The sequence below is a fragment of the Ruegeria sp. genome (genome assembly GCF_965199275.1).
Classification (GTDB): Bacteria; Pseudomonadota; Alphaproteobacteria; order Rhodobacterales; family Rhodobacteraceae; genus Ruegeria.
In genome coordinates this window covers 130,422-148,853 of sequence record NZ_CBDAQX010000021.1, presented here as the reverse complement: position 1 = coordinate 148,853, position 18,432 = coordinate 130,422, and the positions used below count along the sequence as shown (strand labels likewise).

General features: G+C 56.6%; 19 protein-coding genes. 8 read left to right on the top strand and 11 right to left on the bottom strand.

Annotated features, from left to right (window positions below):
• Nucleotides 1-14: 14 nt before the first annotated feature.
• Nucleotides 15-353 (top strand): ion channel, encoded by a 339-nt coding sequence (locus ACOERD_RS15470; protein WP_419739626.1) that lies wholly within the window; start codon nt 15-17, stop codon nt 351-353.
• Here ACOERD_RS15470 and cls read toward each other — a convergent pair.
• The 3 genes from cls to ACOERD_RS15455 all read right to left on the bottom strand — a co-directional run bounded on the left by cls (nt 350) and on the right by ACOERD_RS15455 (nt 4,444).
• Nucleotides 350-1,762 (bottom strand): cardiolipin synthase, encoded by a 1,413-nt coding sequence (cls, locus tag ACOERD_RS15465; protein ID WP_419739625.1) that lies wholly within the window; start codon nt 1,760-1,762, stop codon nt 350-352. The genes ACOERD_RS15470 and cls overlap by 4 nt on opposite strands.
• A 23-nt stretch (nt 1,763-1,785) precedes the next feature.
• Nucleotides 1,786-2,760, bottom strand: coding sequence for an HAD family hydrolase (locus ACOERD_RS15460; protein ID WP_419739624.1), 975 nt, complete (start codon nt 2,758-2,760; stop codon nt 1,786-1,788).
• A gap of 73 nt (nt 2,761-2,833) precedes the next feature.
• Nucleotides 2,834-4,444: an arylsulfatase gene (locus ACOERD_RS15455; RefSeq protein WP_247748279.1), complete on the bottom strand. Its 1,611-nt coding sequence runs from the start codon at nt 4,442-4,444 to the stop codon at nt 2,834-2,836.
• A gap of 127 nt (nt 4,445-4,571) precedes the next feature.
• Between ACOERD_RS15455 and ACOERD_RS15450 the strand changes: the two genes are divergently transcribed.
• The 5 genes from ACOERD_RS15450 (at nt 4,572) to ACOERD_RS15430 (ending at nt 8,079) form a co-directional block, all read left to right on the top strand.
• The gene (locus ACOERD_RS15450; protein WP_419737678.1) at nt 4,572-5,540 is read left to right on the top strand and encodes an IS1595 family transposase; all 969 of its coding nucleotides are present in this window, start codon (nt 4,572-4,574) and stop codon (nt 5,538-5,540) included.
• A complete protein-coding gene (locus ACOERD_RS15445; protein ID WP_419737677.1) occupies nt 5,537-6,259 on the top strand; it encodes a DNA methyltransferase in 723 nt (240 codons plus the stop codon). Before ACOERD_RS15450 ends, ACOERD_RS15445 begins: the two co-directional genes overlap by 4 nt.
• Nucleotides 6,260-6,262: 3 nt before the next feature.
• On the top strand, nt 6,263-6,931 hold the full coding sequence (locus ACOERD_RS15440; RefSeq protein ID WP_419737676.1) for a hypothetical protein: 669 nt from the start codon (nt 6,263-6,265) through the stop codon (nt 6,929-6,931).
• Nucleotides 6,932-6,959: 28 nt separating this feature from the next.
• Nucleotides 6,960-7,136 (top strand): hypothetical protein, encoded by a 177-nt coding sequence (locus tag ACOERD_RS15435; RefSeq protein WP_419737675.1) that lies wholly within the window; start codon nt 6,960-6,962, stop codon nt 7,134-7,136.
• Nucleotides 7,137-7,398: 262 nt separating this feature from the next.
• Nucleotides 7,399-8,079 carry a Crp/Fnr family transcriptional regulator gene (locus ACOERD_RS15430; RefSeq protein WP_170373655.1) on the top strand — a complete coding sequence of 227 codons (681 nt, stop codon included), beginning with the start codon at nt 7,399-7,401 and terminating at the stop codon, nt 8,077-8,079.
• A gap of 1 nt (nt 8,080) precedes the next feature.
• On the opposite strand, the gene ACOERD_RS15425 is transcribed toward ACOERD_RS15430, so the two are convergent.
• The 8 genes from ACOERD_RS15425 to ACOERD_RS15390 all read right to left on the bottom strand — a co-directional run bounded on the left by ACOERD_RS15425 (nt 8,081) and on the right by ACOERD_RS15390 (nt 15,449).
• The gene (locus ACOERD_RS15425) at nt 8,081-9,220 is read right to left on the bottom strand and encodes a hypothetical protein (protein ID WP_419739623.1); all 1,140 of its coding nucleotides are present in this window, start codon (nt 9,218-9,220) and stop codon (nt 8,081-8,083) included.
• Nucleotides 9,221-9,300: 80 nt separating this feature from the next.
• Nucleotides 9,301-10,602 carry a VWA domain-containing protein gene (locus ACOERD_RS15420; protein ID WP_419739622.1) on the bottom strand — a complete coding sequence of 434 codons (1,302 nt, stop codon included), beginning with the start codon at nt 10,600-10,602 and terminating at the stop codon, nt 9,301-9,303.
• Nucleotides 10,603-10,799: 197 nt separating this feature from the next.
• Entirely contained in the window at nt 10,800-11,786 is a 987-nt protein-coding gene (locus ACOERD_RS15415; protein ID WP_419739621.1) for a vWA domain-containing protein, read from the bottom strand.
• Nucleotides 11,783-12,256: a DUF4381 domain-containing protein gene (locus ACOERD_RS15410; protein ID WP_419739620.1), complete on the bottom strand. Its 474-nt coding sequence runs from the start codon at nt 12,254-12,256 to the stop codon at nt 11,783-11,785. The genes ACOERD_RS15415 and ACOERD_RS15410 overlap by 4 nt, the downstream gene beginning before the upstream one ends.
• Nucleotides 12,253-12,948, bottom strand: coding sequence for a DUF58 domain-containing protein (locus ACOERD_RS15405; RefSeq protein WP_419739619.1), 696 nt, complete (start codon nt 12,946-12,948; stop codon nt 12,253-12,255). Before ACOERD_RS15405 ends, ACOERD_RS15410 begins: the two co-directional genes overlap by 4 nt.
• Nucleotides 12,945-13,199 (bottom strand): hypothetical protein, encoded by a 255-nt coding sequence (locus ACOERD_RS15400; protein ID WP_419739618.1) that lies wholly within the window; start codon nt 13,197-13,199, stop codon nt 12,945-12,947. Before ACOERD_RS15400 ends, ACOERD_RS15405 begins: the two co-directional genes overlap by 4 nt.
• A 20-nt stretch (nt 13,200-13,219) precedes the next feature.
• Nucleotides 13,220-14,197: an AAA family ATPase gene (locus ACOERD_RS15395; RefSeq protein WP_419739617.1), complete on the bottom strand. Its 978-nt coding sequence runs from the start codon at nt 14,195-14,197 to the stop codon at nt 13,220-13,222.
• 166 nt (nt 14,198-14,363) lie between these two features.
• Entirely contained in the window at nt 14,364-15,449 is a 1,086-nt protein-coding gene (locus ACOERD_RS15390) for an AI-2E family transporter (RefSeq protein WP_419739616.1), read from the bottom strand.
• A gap of 139 nt (nt 15,450-15,588) precedes the next feature.
• Between ACOERD_RS15390 and ACOERD_RS15385 the strand changes: the two genes are divergently transcribed.
• Nucleotides 15,589-16,455, top strand: coding sequence for a YihY/virulence factor BrkB family protein (locus tag ACOERD_RS15385; RefSeq protein WP_170638743.1), 867 nt, complete (start codon nt 15,589-15,591; stop codon nt 16,453-16,455).
• An 8-nt stretch (nt 16,456-16,463) separates the two neighbouring features.
• Entirely contained in the window at nt 16,464-18,341 is a 1,878-nt protein-coding gene (locus ACOERD_RS15380) for a cytochrome c3 family protein (protein WP_419739615.1), read from the top strand.
• The last annotated feature ends 91 nt before the right edge of the window (nt 18,342-18,432 follow it).

Below are 18,432 nucleotides of genomic sequence, written 5' to 3'. Positions count from 1 at the left end.
GTACCGTGGTTATCATGAAGATGGAAACCAATCTGGAAAAGAGAGGCGTTTTTATGGGCACGGCGATGCCGATTGCGGTGGCTCTCGTTTTCATTGTCGCGATCCACACCATTCAGGTTTGGATTTGGGCGATCGTCTGGGTGTTGCTCGACGTTCTGCCGGATTGGAACACCGCGATTTACTTTTCCTTGGTGACCTTCACGACCCTGGGCTACGGCGACATTGTTCTGGGTGAGGCACTTCGGATTTTCGGGTCTTTCGCTTCCGTGGCGGGGCTATTGGCCTTTGGCCTGTCGACCGCTTACATGGTTGCCATGATGACGCGGGTATTTCAGGACCGAATTTTCTCTTAAAGAATAGGGGCAAAGAGCCGCGCCAGAGGGGCACCAAAACGGATATGGGCTGGTTGCTGGGGCATGGATCGCGTTAGCTCGTAGCAGTTCTCGAAATCGGCTGAGAGCATCTCACTGACGGCTTCCGCCGCGCGTGGGTCGAAGAACAGCGCCATCGCCTCAAAATTCAGCCGGAATGAGCGGTTGTCCAGATTTGTCGTTCCAACCGCAGCCAGGGCATCGTCGACCACAAACGCCTTTTGATGCATGAAGCCGTCAGTGTAGCGGAACACGCGCACGCCACAGTCTCGGATCTCATCGAAATAGGCGAAGGCAGCCAGCCAGGGCAGGCGGTGGTCGATTACGTCTGGTAACAGAATACGGACGTCTACGCCGCGCATGGCCGCGTGCTGCAAGGCGGTCATTATGTCGATATCCGGCACGAAATAGGGCGAGGCGATCCACAGCCTTTCCTTGGCCTCTGCGATCGCAGCAAAGAACAGCATGGCACCGGTTTCGGTGTCATCTCCCGGCCCGGTTGCCACCAATAGGGCGTTCATGTCCTGCTCGGCCTCGCTTCCTGCCCAATCAAGGTGGTCAATCAGATCCTCATCGCGCGCCCAGTGCCAGTCTTCGCAGAAAATCAGCTGTAGCTGCCGCACGATATGGCCGGTCATCTTCAGGTGTGTGTCACGCCAATGGCCAAATTTGTCGCTTTGGCCCAGATACTCGACCCCTACATTGTGGCCGCCAATGAATCCGGATTCGCCATCAATGATTACCGTTTTGCGGTGATTGCGATAGTTCAGCTGAAACCGGAAGTTCGGGCCACGTTGTTCTTTGGGGTCGGCTACATCTATCCCAGCCTCGCGCATCGTTTCGAGATATGTGGGAGGAAGGCCGTAGCTGCCGACGGCATCCGTCATGAACCGAACGTGTACCCCGCGCTTGGCCGCGGCGATCAGCTTTTTCTGCAGCTCTTGCCCAAGCGTATCATCCCGGACGATGTAGAACTGAATCAGGATGTAGTTTTTAGCGGCGTCAATGGCCTTGAAAATCGCATCAAACGTGGCCTGCCCATCGACCAGCAACTCAGCCCCGTTCCCACGTGAGACGGGCAGGTGAGCCAGAACCTCAAACGGACGTGGGTTGAGTGTCATAGTCGAGGGATCGGGTTTCGAATAGTCGGCAAAGGTCTTGATGCCTTCGACGACGCGCTCGCTTTCCTGCCGCGCGATGCGGTAGCCGCGAAAGCGGTGGTGGCCGAGAAACAAATACATCGGTACCGCAAAGAAGGGGGCCGAGATCAGGAAGACCACCCAGCCCACTGCCCCCTGAGGGGTGCGCGCAGTTTGTGCCGCGCGTAGCGAGAACACGCCTGCTGTCACGTAGAGACAAAAAACGAGGGCAGAAACAAGCAATGTCCACATGGGCTTAGGGCCTCCGGCGCAGGTTAGTTAGCGCCAGTGTAGATGCGAGACCAGTCCTGCGCCATATCCACAATGACCCAGCCCATGTCGGGGCCTTTATCCAGCCCGTCAGCCAAGCGACCAATCGGGCTTTCGCGGTCATAGGCCCATTCCCGTTCGGCATCCGTGTGGTGGACAAGGACCCCGAGACGCGGGCCATCGCCCGCCGTGGTCCACTCCATCATGGCGAAATCACCGTCCGAGTTCCCTCCGGCCAGAATGGGGCGTTTGCCAAGCGTGCGTTCGATGTTGATCGGCTTGCCCTCTTTGTCGTCGATAAAGGCGATACCCGGTTCTTTGACGATGGTCGGAACGCCATCGACCTGCGCATAGCTGGTGGTGCCATAGGTGCCCAGAACCTGTTCAGGCGGGATACCATAGGCCTGTTCGGCAAACACCCGCATGAAATGAAGACCGCCGCCCGAGACAATGTACGTCGTGAACCCCTCATCACGCAGATAGCGCAACAACTCGACCATTGGTTGGTAGGTCATCTGATCAAAGGGTAAACCGGTATCGGGGTGCTGCGTATTGTCCAGCCAATCGGCTACCGCGGCCTGAAACGCCTCGACGCTGACGCCGGAATGCGAGGCGTTGACGACCTCGATCAACGCGTCGTGACCGCCTTCTAGGATGGTAGCAAGATCACCCTCTGCGGCAGCTTTCAAGGTCGGAGTGGCCAGGATGCCTGGGTCCTGCTCAGCCAACTCGGCCAGCCGATCCATAGCAAAGATGAACTGGAAATAGACAGGCTGTTCTGCCCAAAGCGTGCCGTCATTGTCAAAGACCGCGACCCGGTCCGCAGGGGTGACATAATCCGGGCCGTCAGGGTCGGTCACGGCCTCGACAAACTCTACAATCGCCGCCTTCGATTCACTTTGCGTCCAACTGGGCAGAGGGTCCGCCAACAATGAAAAAGGGGCGACGGACAAAAGGGCGCCTAGAACAGCGTGTTTCATGAAATTCTCGGTGGTTTTGGAATGGAAAAGGGCCGCCCCATGACGGGCGGCCCGGTATATTTGAACGCCAGTTTTAGTTGTTGGTCGGCGTTGTCAGCTTCTCCATAACCTGGTCCAGGTTGAAGCTTGCCGCTTTCTGGCGCGGTGGGAATTCCTCAAACGTGCTCAGGAACGTACCGACATACTGCTGGGCGGGAACCAGGAAATAGGCCCGATCCAACAGCCAGTCATAGTATGTGTTCGAGGTCCGGTATGCGCGCTCATAAGGGTCGCGGCGCAGGTTGATGATCAACGGAATGCGCAGCTCGGTCCAGGGTTCGATCCAGGCGCGCAGGGTTGCCCATGCTTTCTGCTCCAGGAAGATCAGCTTCCAGTCCTCAAAACGAAGCGCCGTCAGGTCGCCATCATCCGAGAAGTAGAAGATCTCTTTCCGGGGGCTTTCGGTGGACTCACCGGTCAGCAAGGGCAGGATATTGTAGCCATCCAGATGCACCTTGTAGTCACGGCCCATACCAGACGAGCTATAGCCCGCTTTCAGCTTTTCCTTTATGTCCGGATCGCCGGCAACTGCAAGGTAGGTGGGCAGCCAGTCCATATGGTGAACGATCTCGTTGGTGACAGAACCGGCCTCAATCTGGCCCGGCCAGCGCACCATCGAGGGCACACGCCATCCGCCTTCCCAGTTGGTATTCTTCTCACCCCAGAATGGCGTTGCGGCGGCATCTGGCCACGTGTTCATGTGAGGACCGTTGTCGGTGGAGTAGTGAACGATCGTGTTGTCGGCGATGCCAAGTTCGTCCAGCAAGTCCAGCAGTTGACCGACATGCATGTCATGTTCGATCATGCCTGCGGTGTACTCATCGGCAACACGACCCGATATTTCGTTAGCCTTGGTGCGCATCTCGTCCTTGACGTGGGTCCGGAAGTGCATCCGGGTCCCGTTCCACCAGACATAGAAGGGCTGACCCTGCTCATGCGCTCGGGTGATGAAATCGATGGCGGCGGCCACGGTCTCATCATCTACGGTTTCCATGCGCTTGCGGGTCAGAGGACCGGTGTCCTCGATCGTACCATCTGATTTGGATTTGATCACGCCACGTGGGCCATACGCCTCGCGGAAGGTGCGGCCATCGGCCAATACGCGATCACCGGGATAGTCTTCGTTTTCCGGCTCTTCTTCGGCATTCAGGTGGTAAAGATTGCCAAAAAACTCATCAAATCCATGGTTTGTTGGCAGGTGTTCATCTTTGTCACCCAGATGGTTCTTACCGAACTGACCCGTCACATAGCCGTGGTCTTTCAGCAGGCCAGGAATGGTCGGATCCTCGACCTGCATTCCCAGATCAGCACCGGGAAGGCCAACCTTGGACAGACCGGTCCGGAACACGGACTGACCCATGATGTAGGAGGACCGGCCCGCAGTACAGGACTGCTCACCGTAGTAGTCGGTGAAGATCATGCCTTCTTTGGCGACGCGGTCGATATTGGGTGTCTGATATCCCATTAGGCCCATCGTGTAGGCCGAGATATTCGACTGACCAATGTCATCGCCCCATATCACAAGAATATTGGGCTTTTGATCCTGCGCCCAAGCCGGCAGGGCAAGGGCAACGGCTACGGTGGCAACAGCGACCCTGCGCACTGCACTGCGCCAATTGTTAGCAATCATTCGTGGAGGTGACATGTAGTACTCCTCAGTAAACGGGAATTAATGGCCCGGTAATTTTAGGGAATTATATACTTAAGTAACATTTATGATTGACGGACTCCGACGCATTTGTTACATTTTAATAACATTCAGGAGTGTAAAAATGACAAAAGCACCGGGAAAATCAAACCGCAAGGGCCTGACCTTCCTACAGGTTGCTGCAATGTTCGGTAATGAAGAAAAGTCGCGTAAGTGGATTGAGGAACTACATTGGCCAGATGGTCCGTTTTGCCCGCATTGCGGTTCTTTCAACGTGCAGTCAGGCATCAGGCATCCAAGCATGACGCACAGGTGTCGTGAGTGCTCCAAAAAACCCATGTTTACGGTTCGGGTCGGCACGATCCTTGAGAATACCCGGCTACCATATCGCACATGGGCCATTGGTATTTACTTGTTCACAACTAACCTTAAGGGCGTATCTTCGATGAAGTTGCACCGTGAGCTTGGTGTTACGCAGAAGTCCGCGTGGTTCATGCTGCATCGTCTTCGGGCTGCAATGGAGGCAAACATGCCTTGGTTTAATGGCCCAGTCGAAGCAGATGAAACCTACATAGGCGGCAAGGAAGGCAACAAACACGCGAAGAAGAAACTCAAGGCTGGACGTGGCGCTGTTGGCAAGGCTGCTGTTGCTGGTATCAGGGATCGCGAAACGGGTCAGGTTGTTGCCAAAGTGGTAGAGAGCACAGACAAAGAGACCTTGCAGGGGTTTGTGAACGAGCATGCCGTCGAAGGAGCAACACTCTATACCGATGAGGCTAGTGCCTACAAGGGCATTGACAGGCCGCATGAGGTGGTAAAGCACTCAGTGGGTGAATATGTCCGCGATCAGGCGCACACCAACGGGCTGGAAAGCTTTTGGGCTCCTATGAAGCGGGGTTATAATGGCGTCTATCACAAGATGTCGCCCAAGCATCTGCAACGCTATGTGGACGAGTTTCAGCACCGTCACAACAACAGGCCAAAGGATACAATCGACCAAATGGGCGGCGTTGTGCATGGGATGGCTGGAAAGAACCTGCCTTACAAGAAGCTAATCGAGGATAACGGATTGAATAGCGGAGCGCGGTCATGAGCGTCGGAACTTCGCAAAGTACTGCCGGGGTATTTTCCAACACGCGCACGGTGACCGTGCCAAAGCTGGTGCTTCCCGATGTCCTTAAGCCCAACACGCGCCTTAAGATGGACGGTCTTGAGTTCCTTTCCGCTATACCTGCGGACGCAGTTCCAGTCGCATTCTTCGATCCCCAATACCGTGGCGTGCTTGAAAAGCTGGCATATGGGAACGAAGGCAAAGTTCGTGGAAAACGCCGCAGCGCCCTACAGCAAATGCCGGAGGAGGCCATCGCCAATTTTATTCGCGGAATAGATCGTACGCTTATCCCATCAGGCCATCTCTTTTTATGGGTGGATAAGTTTCACCTTTGCCAAGGTATTCACCCGTGGCTGGACGGAACGAGGCTGGACATTGTGGATCTTTTAACGTGGAACAAGGGTACATTTGGTATGGGCTATCGCACTCGGCGCAGAGGAGAATACTGCATAGTACTACAGAAACAGCCGCGTAAGGCAAAAGGCGTGTGGAAAATACATAACATTCCAGATGTAATTCAAGAACAAGTATCCCAGCGGGATCACCCACATTCCAAACCAATAGACATACAAGGTCAACTCATGGCCGCCGTGAGCCACGAAGGCGATTTTGTAATTGATCCGGCTGCCGGGTCGTTTTCGGTTCTGCAAGCGGCACGAAACCATGGCCGCACCTTCCTTGGTTGCGACTTGAACGGTTAGATTATGGCACGATTACGGGATGCCAAACCAAAGAACACATCTGGTTCTTACGCCCGGTTGTTTGGGAATGAAGCGTTAGGTGAATTGGCCAGCAAGATACAGTCAGCTGTAATCTCATCGGGGTCAGAACTGGAATCGATGATCGTGGAAGCTGTTCCCAACATCCCTAATCTGGACACCTTTTTGGAACAAGAAATCATGCCTGAGGGCGTGTTGCTTGCCCGAAAACGTGAAATTAAACGAAGTCGGACCTTGGATTTTTCGGGATCAGAGCCTGACTTTATGGTTTTCAAGCGCCGAAAAGGCGAGCAAAACTGCCATATAGTTGAGTTGAAGGACGGTCATGTGTTCGACACAAAAAAAGCTAGCGCAGAGAGGCAGTCAATGCACGGGTTCATTCAACGCAACGCCCAGCATATTCAATATCGGTTCCAGGCACACTTTTGTGCTTTCAATCAAGAAGACAAGCAAGCGATCTGGGAAGGATTCAAGAAGAGAATTTCAATCGATGAGGCAATGACAGGTCGGGAGTTTTGTGATTTGTTGGAAATTGATTACGACAGTATTGTGCGGGCGCGTCAGGCCGACGGCCCCGACAACGTAGAGTTTTTGTTGACCGAACTGGCTAAAATTGAACCAATCCAAACCCGCTTGCGAGAACTTCTCGGCTAAAACCAATGTATTCAATTTAGGAATTCGCATGACAAACCAACGTTACAATGCAGACCTGCCTGAACCCGCCGATCTGCACATCAGATCGAACAAATATCAACCGACCAAGGCTGAGTTGGAAGAAGAAATCGACATGCCTGAAATGTCATTGGATGAAATCAGGGCTGCATTCATGCGGCCAATGAGTATCAAGAAGCCTGATTAAAGAGAGCGCAGAGTGCTAAAATACCTTGCGCGGTTTTCGTTTTTATCGCGTCAATATGCGACAGTCCACTATAAAAATGTTACTTAAGTATATAATTCCCTAATTTTATCGTTAATGGCAGCGGCCGACTTAAGGAAAAGACCGCAAGCAAGGTGTTGATTGTCAGACAAAAAACTATCTATTGGTCCGAGAATCGAACAGAACTAGATTAGGCTATGAAACGTATCGAAAACTTATCATATGATCGCTTTGAAAGATACTAATGTTTGATGTTGATGAGGATATCCGAACGCTGACCCAGTCGGATTGGTTTGGCGCGCGCGGCCACAAATTTCAGAGCGATCTTATGACCTGCGCCGTTCGAAAAACCTTTGATGCGGGGGAAACGCTCTATCTTTACGGCGATGAGGCAAATGGAATTCACGCGGTTCTCAGCGGCGCTGTTCAGATCACCGCCCCGGCCGATGACGGGCAGGAATTTGTCGTGCATCGCGATGGGCGCGGATTTTGGGTTGGAGATTTGGCGCTGTTTGCCGAAGCGCGACGTCTGATCAGTGTGATGGCGACCCAAAAAACCCGGGCCTTGTTCTTTCCCACCTCGCGGGTCGAGAGGCTGGTCCAAGACAACCCGGAATACATCCGCGATTTCTATGCCTTGACGCGCGAGAACATGAAGACCTCTCTGCGCATCATGGCCAATCTCGCCGTAACGGGCACCGAGAAACGCCTCGTTTTGCGTCTGTTGCATCTGGACGAGGGTGCCGCGAAAGCCGACGGATGGATCATCGTATCGCAAGAGGAGCTGGCCGCGATGGTTGCGGTTTCTCAACCGACCTTGCATCGCAACCTGCATCGTCTGGTGGATCTGGGTCTGGTCGAGCTCGGCTATGGGCGCCTGCGCTTGATCGACCGCAGCAAACTGATTGCCAATTGCCAGAGTTGATCTAGGGGTTGAGCGGCGGCAAAGCATCCTTGTCGCGCGCTGCCGCGTCTCGCAGGGAGGTTAGGCTTTGCAAGGCGGAACTCCAGTCTTCCGATTGATCGCGACCGGAGTAACGAGCAGCACCGATACGGGTCAGGCAGTCCTCCAGCTTTTCTGCATTTTTGGAGTTCCCGCCACGTGATCTCCAAAGCTCCAACGCGGTATAAGTCGCATTTAAATCATGAGCTTGTACGGCGGTCTTCAAAGCGTCTTCAGCATATCTCCGCGACGCCAGATACCGACCACGGCGTGCCTCTCTCAAATCGCGGATGCGTGGGGAAAGAAAACGCCACACAGCTCCAATTGCGACAACGGCGATTGCGGCGAAGGCAACGATCTTCAGAACTTCATCCAGACTGGGCGGCTGCCATTTCGGCGGCGCAAGGGTCAGGTCTGTTGCGGGAACTGAGGCGGTTTCGACTTGGTTGGTCTGCAGGTTGAACCAATCGATGGAAACCTCGGGCAACTGCGCTTCACCTTCTTGCTGCGCGATATAAACGACCTCTTCCTGACGTTGGCCGGACAACACTCCACGTTCCTCGGATTCTGATATCCGAGGTTCTTTGGGATAAGCGCGCAACAGCGGGCTTTGCTGTTGAGGTGTCAGAACCGGGACCAACAGCGGCGTTGTGCCAGAGATACGCGCAGTCAATTCGCGCGTGATGGCGTCACCGGCTTGCATGTCGGTTGGGCCTTCGAGTTTCTGCTCGAGGGTAAAACCGGTTGCGATGATCAACGGATCGAGGCCTTCCGCGCCACCCGGTATTTCTGCAGTGATTTTGACCGGAGGCAGGTCGACCGTGGCTTGAACAGGGGCGTTTGTGGCGGGATCGGCATAGGTCACGGCAACCGTCTGCGCATCGAAGGTGATGTCGCCGGCGATCAGAGGATACACTCGATAGCTACGCTGAACACCCGACCATGTCTCGCCGTTCACGGTCTCGCTAACCGGCCCTGAGGCGCGTTCGGGCAGGCGCACCAAAAGGTTCTGCTGCTCCAGAGAGGGAAATTCCGGCGGTTGCGGCATGAAGGTCGGCACCAGAACCTTGATCCGAACAATCGCTGGTTGGCCGACGATGACGGGCTCCTTCGGACCCTCCACAGTGATCTGCGGGGCGGTTTCTTCGTTGCCTTGCGCGAAGACGGATACAGGGAAGAGGAGAATGAAGAGGAGCGCGTATCTCATTCTGCTCGCTCCTGATTTTCCAACAGGAAGCGATTGCGTAGGAAATCCTGCATGTCGGTATCAATGGTGCTTATCCATTGCTCCGCATTTAGCGTTTGCGGTCCGTCCTGTGGCGCTTGGACCGTCGTTTCACTGCCCCGCGCTTCGTCGTTGTCGAAGACCGTATCGTCCGCGCCGATGCCAGCTTCTTCGCCCGTATCGGACTGCTCCCGTGTCGTTTCGACATAGTCCAAGATGGCCTTGGACACCTCGAGGTTATGTTGGGCCTCTGGCCAATCCGGGCGACGTTCCAGAGCGGTTTCAAACGCTGCAATTGCCGGGCGGTATTCGCGGTTTCGGATACGGGCCATGCCTTCGGCAAAGGCAGCCTCGGCCGTATTCAAACCGGCGAAAATCTCAGAGGCCTGTTCATATTGACCGTCTTTGAGATACGCATAGCCCTTGTGATATGGGTCATCAAACAGCTCGGCTGCGTCTCCAAACCGCTTCTGGTTCATCGCAATTTGCCCCTGCTGATCCGGTGTCAGGAACCAATCCCGCCAACCTTCGGCGCGTGCGCCCGAGGGCGGAAGGACGAACAACGCCAAAAGAGCCCAACGGATCACCCAACCCTTTCGGAACCACAAAAGCGACAGCAGCGCAGCGGGCCAGGCCAGCATCCAACCCTTGTCTTGCCAGTCCAGCCGATCGTCATCGTCCAGCGCTGCGGTATAGGCCGACTGAATTTGGCGTTGCAGCCGAGAGATATCCCGGTCGTCATCCGTGAACGCAACAGTCGAAGCGCCTTGGACATTTCCCAACTGCGCAATCCGGTCGCCGTCGGGCAGCATGGTCAGGAAGAAAAGATCATGGGTTGAGTTGCTTAGAGCAGGAACCTGAGACGGATCAAGATCGTCCAGAACAAACAAAACTGCGCCCGGGCTCTCGCTTTCGCCCAAAATGGATTGCGCCAGCGTCAGCGCATCAGCGGCGGCGTCACCTTGTTTGGGCATTACGGCTGGCGTCAGCCCTTCAAGCAGCGGGCGAAGGATGTTTGCATCCTCGGTCAGAGGCGCAACGCGGTGCGGGGTACCTGCATAGGCGATCAGGGCGGTGCGTGCTCCGGCGCGTTCGGTGATCAGGTCGGCGATTTTGAACTTGGCCCGGTCAAGGCGCGAAGGCGCAAGATCGGTGGTCTCCATACTTTCGGTGACTTTGAGAGCGATCACCAGCGGCGCGGTATCCGCGATCAACGGGTTGGGTGCGCGCGACCAAGTCGGCCCCGCCGCCGCGAGAGTGATGAGCGTGGCGATGATCATGGCAACGTCGATGGGATGAATTCGACGGGTCTCCTCCGCGCCCAATTGCAGGGCGGCAGCAAGATGTGGTGCGATCCCTGCAGTCTGAATGGATTGACGGGTAGGCTTGCGTCTGATCCTCCACCACAGGAACGCCATAGGGATGAGGAGCAAGAGGTAATACATTCGAATAAGATGAAAATCCGTGAGATCCATTTTCAGCTAACTCCCTTTTTTCGGTGGGAGATATGGAACCCGGCTGTGCTGATCAGAATGGCCATCAGCGCCAGCAGCAAAGGAATATGGGACAAGCTTTGACGGGGCCGATAGCTTTGGGTTTCAACGGTTCGCGGGTTCAACTCATCAATACGCGCGTAGGTCTGCGCCAAAGCTGTTGTATCGTCTGCAAAGAAATACTCTCCGCCCGTCCGGTCGGCTATGTCTTGCAGGGCCTGCAGGTCGACGCGATCTTCGCCAGAGGCGTTCGGGTCTCCGACGCCAATCGTGTAGATGACCACGTTTTTCTCGGCAGCAATGGCTGAGGCGTTTACCGGCGTCATGCGGCTTGACGTATCGGCCCCATCGCTGAGAACGATCATCAGGCGCTGATCCACTTCGCTGGAGTCGAATGTGCGAATTCCTAGACCAATCGCATCGCCAAGCGCGGTGTTTGGACCGGCCATGCCGACTTGAGTTTGATCCAGGAACCCATTCAAAGTATTGAGGTCTTCGGTGAAGGGTGCCTGAATGAATGCGCGTGTACCGAAGATGATCAACGCCATCCGGTCGCCGTCGCGTTCGGCGATGAACTGTTTCAAAACGCCTTTGACTGCATCCAGCCTCTGCATCGGCTCCCCAGAGTCAGTCTGAAAGTCGCGCTGATCCATCGAGCCTGAGATATCCAAGGCAAGAACAACATCCCGCGCGGATTTCTCGATCACAATTGGCTCGCCCAAACGCTCCGGTCTGGCGAGGGCCAGAACCAGAAGCACCCAGATAGTGATGATACTGGCTGTTTGCAGTCTGGCGCGGTTTCGGATCACGGAGCCAGATTTGGGCTCAACACCAGCGGCTCGCGCGATACGGCGAAAAAAGGGAATACGGACGGAGGCCGTCTTCTCACGCCGAGGTGGGGCGAGGAAATACACAGCTGCGGGCAATGGCAGCAAGAGAAAGACCCAAGGCGCGGCGAAGGAAAACATCATGCGCTCCGATACGGTTTATGAGACTTGACCCAGTGCCGGGCCATTTGCCTCAGGTCTTCGTTCGAGGGTGTTGTTTTATATGGCGCTTCGGTCAACGCATGGCTTAACGTTTGATTTAATGGCAGTATATCAGAGGATTGGTTCAAAAACTTGATCCAATCTTCGCCGTACAGACCTGCGACCTGGTCCCTCGGATATGCGGCCAAAGCCGTCCGCCGTAGAACCTCGGCGATCTTTGCTGTCGGGATATCCGGCACCGACAACTCTGCCAGAGCAGCCCGTCGATAAGCGTTGGCGCGTCTGTGTTTGCGAATTACCGAGACCGCGGCGAACAAGACGATCAACAGCAGGATTGCCAAAGCAGCCCATCCCCATGTCTGAGGCGTCATTGAAATAGGCGAAGGCTCGGGCGCGGGTTCTAGCATGTTCAGCAAGTCGACGAGAGATCTACAGGTGGTGTCGATGCTCATCGCCGTGCTCCGCCATGTCCGAACAAGCGCAGCAACTGATCCAGCGCCGGTTCCGAGGTTGTCAGAGGAACCACAGGGAACCCGTATCGGCGCGACCATTTGTGGAGCTGCTCAAGGCGGTCCTCCATGGAGGCGCGGATTTTCGCTGAAAGCTCGGGATCGGAGCTGTCGATTTCGATCTGCGTGTCCCCGTCAGAGACGGTCAATTTAAGGTCCGGCGCCAAGCTGCGCGATGTCGGATCGGCGACGTTGAACACAATCAGATCGTTCGACGCCGCAAGACGACGGAGCAGGGCTTCCGACCGGTCATCCAGCCCGTCGCAGTCCGAGAATAGACAGATCAAGCCGCTAGTTTGGCAGACGCGCGCGGCTTCGGTCAGCATATCGTTCAATGATACGGTCGGTTCCGGCGTCAGGCCCGCATGCAGGGCGGAGTTGGCTGCCGCTATGGAAGACAACAATCGCGTCAGGGCGGTCGCGCGGCGCTGAGGGCGATGTTCGGCCACGTTGGTGTCGCTGAAGACGAGGCCGCCTACACGGTCTCCCTGGCCCAATACGCGATGCGCTGCGATCGCTGCGGCCTCGGCGGCGACGACGGATTTCATGTAGGCAACGGTTCCGAAGAACATCGAAACACGCTGATCGACCAGCAACAGGGCCGGGCGGTCGCGCTCTTCGGTATAGACCCTCACATGGGGGTCTCCGGTGCGGGCGGTAACCTTCCAGTCGATGGTCCGGATGTCGTCCCGGGCAGATAGCCGCGCAGTTCTTCAAAGTTCAGGCCACGCCCGCGCAGGCGCGAGGCATGGCGGCCATTCAGGATCGACCGTGCAGGTTGACGGGGCAACAGGCTGAGCGCTCGGGCGCGGGGGCCAAGACGCACAAGCTGGTAAGCATCCACATGAATGCGCGGGTCTTTGGAATTTGGCGCAGTCTGGCTCATGCGGCCGGTATCCTTAAGGGTCAGGGCAATGCAACCAAACGCAACAACTCGGCGATCACGTCATCGGCGGATTTGCCGGAACCTTGCGCCTCGAAGCTGAGGGTCACGCGATGGCGCAGCACGTCATAGGCGATGGCGCGGATATCTGCGGGGTCAACATAGTCGCGTTCGTTCATCCACGCATGCGTGCGCCCGCATTTGTCCAACGCAAGCGAGGCGCGGGGGCTGGCACCGATCTCTATCCAACTGGCCAGTTCGGGGCTGAGTGCTTCGGGCGTGCGGGTGGCCTGCACGATATCAGCCATATAGCGATCCATCGCATCCGAGACATGGATCTGTCCAATCTCGGATCGCGCGTCAAAGATGGCGTCTTGCGGGATCGCTGGCGGATGCTCTTTGGGGGCATCATTGCCTACGGCGATGTCCTCGCCACGTACTAGGCGGATGACCTCAACCTCATCCTCGACCGGAGGGTAAGTGATCTGCACATGCATCAGAAACCGGTCCATCTGCGCCTCAGGCAGTGGGTAGGTGCCCTCTTGCTCGATCGGGTTTTGGGTGGCCATGACGATGAACAGCGGCTCCATCTTGTGGGTGGTGCCGGACACGGTGACCTGGCGTTCCTCCATCGCCTCAAGCAAAGCGGCTTGCACCTTGGCGGGTGCACGGTTGATTTCGTCGGCGAGGACGATGTTGGCAAAGATGGGGCCGGGTTCGAATTTGAATTCGCTGCCTTTATCCGTCTGTTGGTAAATCTCGGTCCCTGTCACGTCCGAGGGCAGCAGGTCCGGCGTAAACTGAATGCGGCTGAACTGAGCGTCCATGTTCTTGGCCATGGCCTTGACCGCGCGCGTTTTTGCCAGACCCGGCAGCCCTTCGATCAGCAGGTTGCCGTTGGCCAGAAGACCGATCAACAGGCGATCAATCACCTCGGTCTGTCCAATGATCGAATGCGCCATGCGGGATCTGAGATCCATGATCTGATTGAGTGCGCTCATAAAAATATCCCGTTCCGGCCCGAAAGGCAGACCATGCAGCCTAGTTCCTGCAAAGGCCCGGATTCGGGATTTTCAAGTAATGAGAACAAGTTATCAGCGCGACACCGCGCAGACCAACAGGAATTCCGACTTCCTAATATTTGATTGTTTTCGTAAGGCGGCGAGACTAGCGGGAAACCGCGTCGTTGCTGGCATCCCCAAGCCTGCCATCCAGAGACATCAGGATCGCAACAGGCCTCAGCGCCGGGATATGGCTGAAGACGATCAGGATACAAACGGTCAGGGGGACGCTCAGGAAGGCTCCGATCAGGCCCCATACGGTGGTCCAGAACATCAGGGCGAGGATGACCAGAAAAGTCGACATGTTCAGCGACCGGCCCAACAACGCCGGATCGAGGAAATTACCGATCAGGAACTGGATGGTGCCGCAGCCCAGTACCACCACCAGAAACGGAGCGATGCTTTCGAACTGCACCAGGGCGATCATCGCGGGGAAGATGACGGCAATAATCGACCCGATTGAGGGGATGAAATTCAGCGCAAAGGTCAGCACCGCCCATGTCTCGGCATACTCAAGGCCCAGCAAGCGAAAAATGCTGTAGCTGATGCCTGCCGTGATCAGGCTGATCAGCGTTTTGACCCCGACATAGCGTTGCAGACTAATCGAGATCGCATCCAGCATGGCCGCGAATTCTCGACCGGTTTGAGGGTTTCCGGCGGCCATCTGGATTTTCTTTCGAAACGCAAGACGCTCGGCCATCAGAAACGCGACATAGAGACTGATCAGGAAGAACTGGTTCAACAGGGATGTAGCACTGCCTAGCAGGATGCGGGCGACATAGGACATGTCGATGCTGACCAGATTGTCCCGGATAAAACGCGTCACGTCGCTGCCGACCAATCCGGCGACGCGGTTCACGGCATTGTCGAATTGCTCCTCGTAGGTGCCGACGGTGCGGGCGAACTGGGTGGCCTGGCTGCCGAGGATATACATGATCATGAACAGGCCAGCCAAAACGACGGTGACGCCCGCGATGTTGGCGAGCCAGACGGGGACACGTGTCAGGGCGGCGATCCGGTCGCTCAGCGCGATGATCAGCACGTTTACCAGAAGGGCCATGGTCAGCGGGATCAGGAATGCGGCCCCGGCGTACAGCCCCAAAACCAAAAGGGTTGCGATAATACAGGTATCACGCACCACAGGCAGTGTGGCGCGGGGGACTTCCTTGGTGGTGTTCGGGTCCAGAGGCATGTGCAAACCAGTTTGGCAAAAGGTGCTTGATACGATCCTGCACAGGGCAAAGAGTTTATGCAATGCGCTCAATTATTTATATGATTGATTTTCCGCTTGGGTGGCTTCTACCCGTAGGGTGCGCAGGGTAGAGTTCGGTATGTCCAGTGCTGCGAATCCCATATCAAGCCGATTGATAAAGGCGTTTTTCCTGGCCGTTCGGCGCTTTGGCGAGAAGAACGGCTTTGTCATGAGCAGCCATGTCGCCATGTCGATGATGATGGCGCTTTTTCCCTTTGTTCTGTTTACCGTGGCGCTGGCGGGCGCCTTGTCTCAAGGCTATGTGAATGACGAATTGATCGAGCTGATTTTCGGCGCTTGGCCACAGGATGTGGCTGAACCGATCGTCTCCGAGCTGCGTGCGGTGTTGCAAAGCTCCAGCTCGGGCGTGATCACCATCGGCGGTCTGTTGGCGGTCTATTTCGCTTCCAACGGCGTGGCCGCGGTGCGCGCGGCGATGAATCAGGCCTATCACGATCAGGACAGCTGGCCGTTCTGGAAAACGCGGCTGCTGTGCATTGGCTTGGTCATTCTGGGCGGCGCTGCGATCCTGATCATTGCCGCAGTCGAGGTTGTCTTGCCCGTCTACACGCAGCTCGTGTCCGAGCATACGGATGTGGATGTCTCGAATTGGTTGTCGGTGGACCGTTTGCGCTGGACTTTCACGATTGCGGTTCCGGCGGGTACGATCCTGCTGGCGCATCTGATCCTGCCGACCGGTCGCCATCGGGTGACGCAGATCTTGCCCGGCGTTGTTCTGACACTCGTTCTGCTGGGGGCAGGAGGGTGGGGGTTTTCCATCTATATAGGCCAGTTCGCCAGCTACAGCGCCACCTATGCCGGGTTGGCGGGGGCCATGGCGGCGTTGATTTTCCTGTATCTGTGCGCGGCGATCCTGATCCTCGGTGCCGAGTATAACGGCGCTCTAATGGATATACAGCGCGACGAAGAAAGTGCTCCGGCATGAGGTGGGTGATGCTTTTTGTTGCATTGGCCGGGGCCGCCAACGCGCAGTCTTATGTCGGTTCGGATCAATGCACTGCCTGTCACGTGGATGAGGCCGAGGCCTGGGCCAACTCGCACCACGCGCTGGCCTGGACCGAGGTAGGGGCAGGGAAGATGGTTGCCGATTTTGATGGCACCCGTTTTCAGCATGACGGCATGTCGGTCCTGTTCGGCCCTAGCGGCGAGGTCCCAACCGCCCAGGTCACAGAAAAAGACGGTGTGATGACCGAATATGACGTCCACTCGGTCGTCGGCATTGAGCCCTTGCAGCAATACCTGTTCGAAACCGATCCCGGCCGACTGCAGAGCTTTGATGTGGTCTGGGACACGGAAAACAAACGCTGGTTCCACCTCTATCCGGATCAGGATTTACCCCCTGATGACGGGCTGCACTGGACTGGGCCCTACAAGAACTGGAACGCCCGCTGCGCCGAATGCCACGCAACCGGCTTTGAAAAGAACTACGACGCGCAAACCCGCAGCTATCAGTCTCGCCAGGCTGAGATCGGTGTCGGGTGTGAGGCCTGCCACGGTCCCGGCTCGGCACATATCGACTGGGTCAATGGCCGTATATTGCCCGAAGGGGTAGGCGAGGCCGGCTTCGCGATGTCATGGGGCAAGGGCCAGACCGAGGCAGAAATTCAGCAATGCGCGGGCTGCCATTCCCGGCGCGAGGCGCATGAGCAGGGCAACCCCCTGCCCGGAACGCCCTATCACGACGCCTACAATCTGGCGCTTCTGCGACCGGGGGCCTATCACCCCGACGGTCAGATTCTGGATGAGGTCTATGTTTATGGGTCCTTCCTGCAATCCAAGATGTACGCACAGGGCGTGGGCTGCATGAACTGCCACGAACCCCATAGCGCAACGTTGAGGGCGGAGGGCAACGGGGTCTGCACGCAATGCCATTCACCGGCGGGCAATCCGGATTTCCCAACTCTGGCCCGCAAGGACTATGACACCCCTGATCATCACCATCACCCCGAAGACAGCGCAGGTGCGCAATGCAAGACCTGCCACATGATCGAACGTGTCTATATGGGCGTCGACGGTCGGCGGGATCACAGTTTCCGTGTGCCGCGCCCTGATTTGAGACTTGGGCAGGATGCCTGCACCGATTGCCACACCGACAACGACCAGCCATGGGCCGCGGCGCAAATCGAGGGCTGGTTTCCGACCTCAACCCATCGCGGCCCGCATTTCGGTTCGGTCTTTGCGCCAGCGATGGCGGGGCAGGCGGACAGTCCAGAAGGGCTGCTGGCCATTGCCACCGATCCGTCTCAGGCCGGGATCGTGCGCGCAACAGCAGCGTATCTGCTGCAACCCTTCGGCTCCCGTCAGGTGGCCGACGCCACGGCGGAGTTGCTTACGGATGCCGATCCGCTGGTTAGGGCCAACGCTGTGACTTTGCAGCGTCAGGCCTCTCCCCGCGATCAGTTGCAGCGGTTGGAGGCGCTGCTTTCGGACCCATTGCGCAACGTCCGGATTTCAGCTGCCAAAGAGGTCCTGACAATTCCGCCCGAGGCGATGACCGAGGAACAACGGGTCTTGGCAGGACAGGCTACCGCCGAATGGCAGGGGGCAATCTCAAACCGTCTGGATTTCCCTGAAACCCATATGGTGCTGGGCGGCATGGCGCTGACCTTTCGCAACGCTCCAGCAGCAGAGCGTGCCTTTCGTGAGGTTGTGACCCTCGACCCCCAGCGTTCGGAAGCATGGCCGATGCTAGTGCAACTGGCACAGATCAATCGCGGGCCGCAAGCTGCTCGTGAGGTCGTGCTGGAAGGCTTGCAGCGCATTCCCAATGATCCGAACCTTCAAGAGCTATCCCGGCAACTCGGGCCATAAGAACGTGTCGAGAACATTCTGAATTGTCCGGTGTAGGTAACATGCCAATTGTCCGCTTCAGTTGATTGCGCGGTGGCCCAATTCGGAGGGA

Excerpts from the sequence above, each read along its gene's own strand:
- ACOERD_RS15470 (WP_419739626.1), top strand. The coding sequence starts at position 15 with ATGAAGATGGAAACCAATCTGGAAAAGAGAGGCGTTTTTATGGGCACG.
- cls (WP_419739625.1), bottom strand. The coding sequence starts at position 1,762 with ATGTGGACATTGCTTGTTTCTGCCCTCGTTTTTTGTCTCTACGTGACA.
- ACOERD_RS15460 (WP_419739624.1), bottom strand. The coding sequence starts at position 2,760 with ATGAAACACGCTGTTCTAGGCGCCCTTTTGTCCGTCGCCCCTTTTTCA.
- ACOERD_RS15455 (WP_247748279.1), bottom strand. The coding sequence starts at position 4,444 with ATGTCACCTCCACGAATGATTGCTAACAATTGGCGCAGTGCAGTGCGC.
- ACOERD_RS15450 (WP_419737678.1), top strand. The coding sequence starts at position 4,572 with ATGACAAAAGCACCGGGAAAATCAAACCGCAAGGGCCTGACCTTCCTA.
- ACOERD_RS15445 (WP_419737677.1), top strand. The coding sequence starts at position 5,537 with ATGAGCGTCGGAACTTCGCAAAGTACTGCCGGGGTATTTTCCAACACG.
- ACOERD_RS15440 (WP_419737676.1), top strand. The coding sequence starts at position 6,263 with ATGGCACGATTACGGGATGCCAAACCAAAGAACACATCTGGTTCTTAC.
- ACOERD_RS15435 (WP_419737675.1), top strand. The coding sequence starts at position 6,960 with ATGACAAACCAACGTTACAATGCAGACCTGCCTGAACCCGCCGATCTG.
- ACOERD_RS15430 (WP_170373655.1), top strand. The coding sequence starts at position 7,399 with ATGTTTGATGTTGATGAGGATATCCGAACGCTGACCCAGTCGGATTGG.
- ACOERD_RS15420 (WP_419739622.1), bottom strand. The coding sequence starts at position 10,602 with ATGATCATCGCCACGCTCATCACTCTCGCGGCGGCGGGGCCGACTTGG.
- ACOERD_RS15415 (WP_419739621.1), bottom strand. The coding sequence starts at position 11,786 with ATGATGTTTTCCTTCGCCGCGCCTTGGGTCTTTCTCTTGCTGCCATTG.
- ACOERD_RS15410 (WP_419739620.1), bottom strand. The coding sequence starts at position 12,256 with ATGAGCATCGACACCACCTGTAGATCTCTCGTCGACTTGCTGAACATG.
- ACOERD_RS15400 (WP_419739618.1), bottom strand. The coding sequence starts at position 13,199 with ATGAGCCAGACTGCGCCAAATTCCAAAGACCCGCGCATTCATGTGGAT.
- ACOERD_RS15395 (WP_419739617.1), bottom strand. The coding sequence starts at position 14,197 with ATGAGCGCACTCAATCAGATCATGGATCTCAGATCCCGCATGGCGCAT.
- ACOERD_RS15390 (WP_419739616.1), bottom strand. The coding sequence starts at position 15,449 with ATGCCTCTGGACCCGAACACCACCAAGGAAGTCCCCCGCGCCACACTG.
- ACOERD_RS15385 (WP_170638743.1), top strand. The coding sequence starts at position 15,589 with ATGTCCAGTGCTGCGAATCCCATATCAAGCCGATTGATAAAGGCGTTT.
- ACOERD_RS15380 (WP_419739615.1), top strand. The coding sequence starts at position 16,464 with ATGCTTTTTGTTGCATTGGCCGGGGCCGCCAACGCGCAGTCTTATGTC.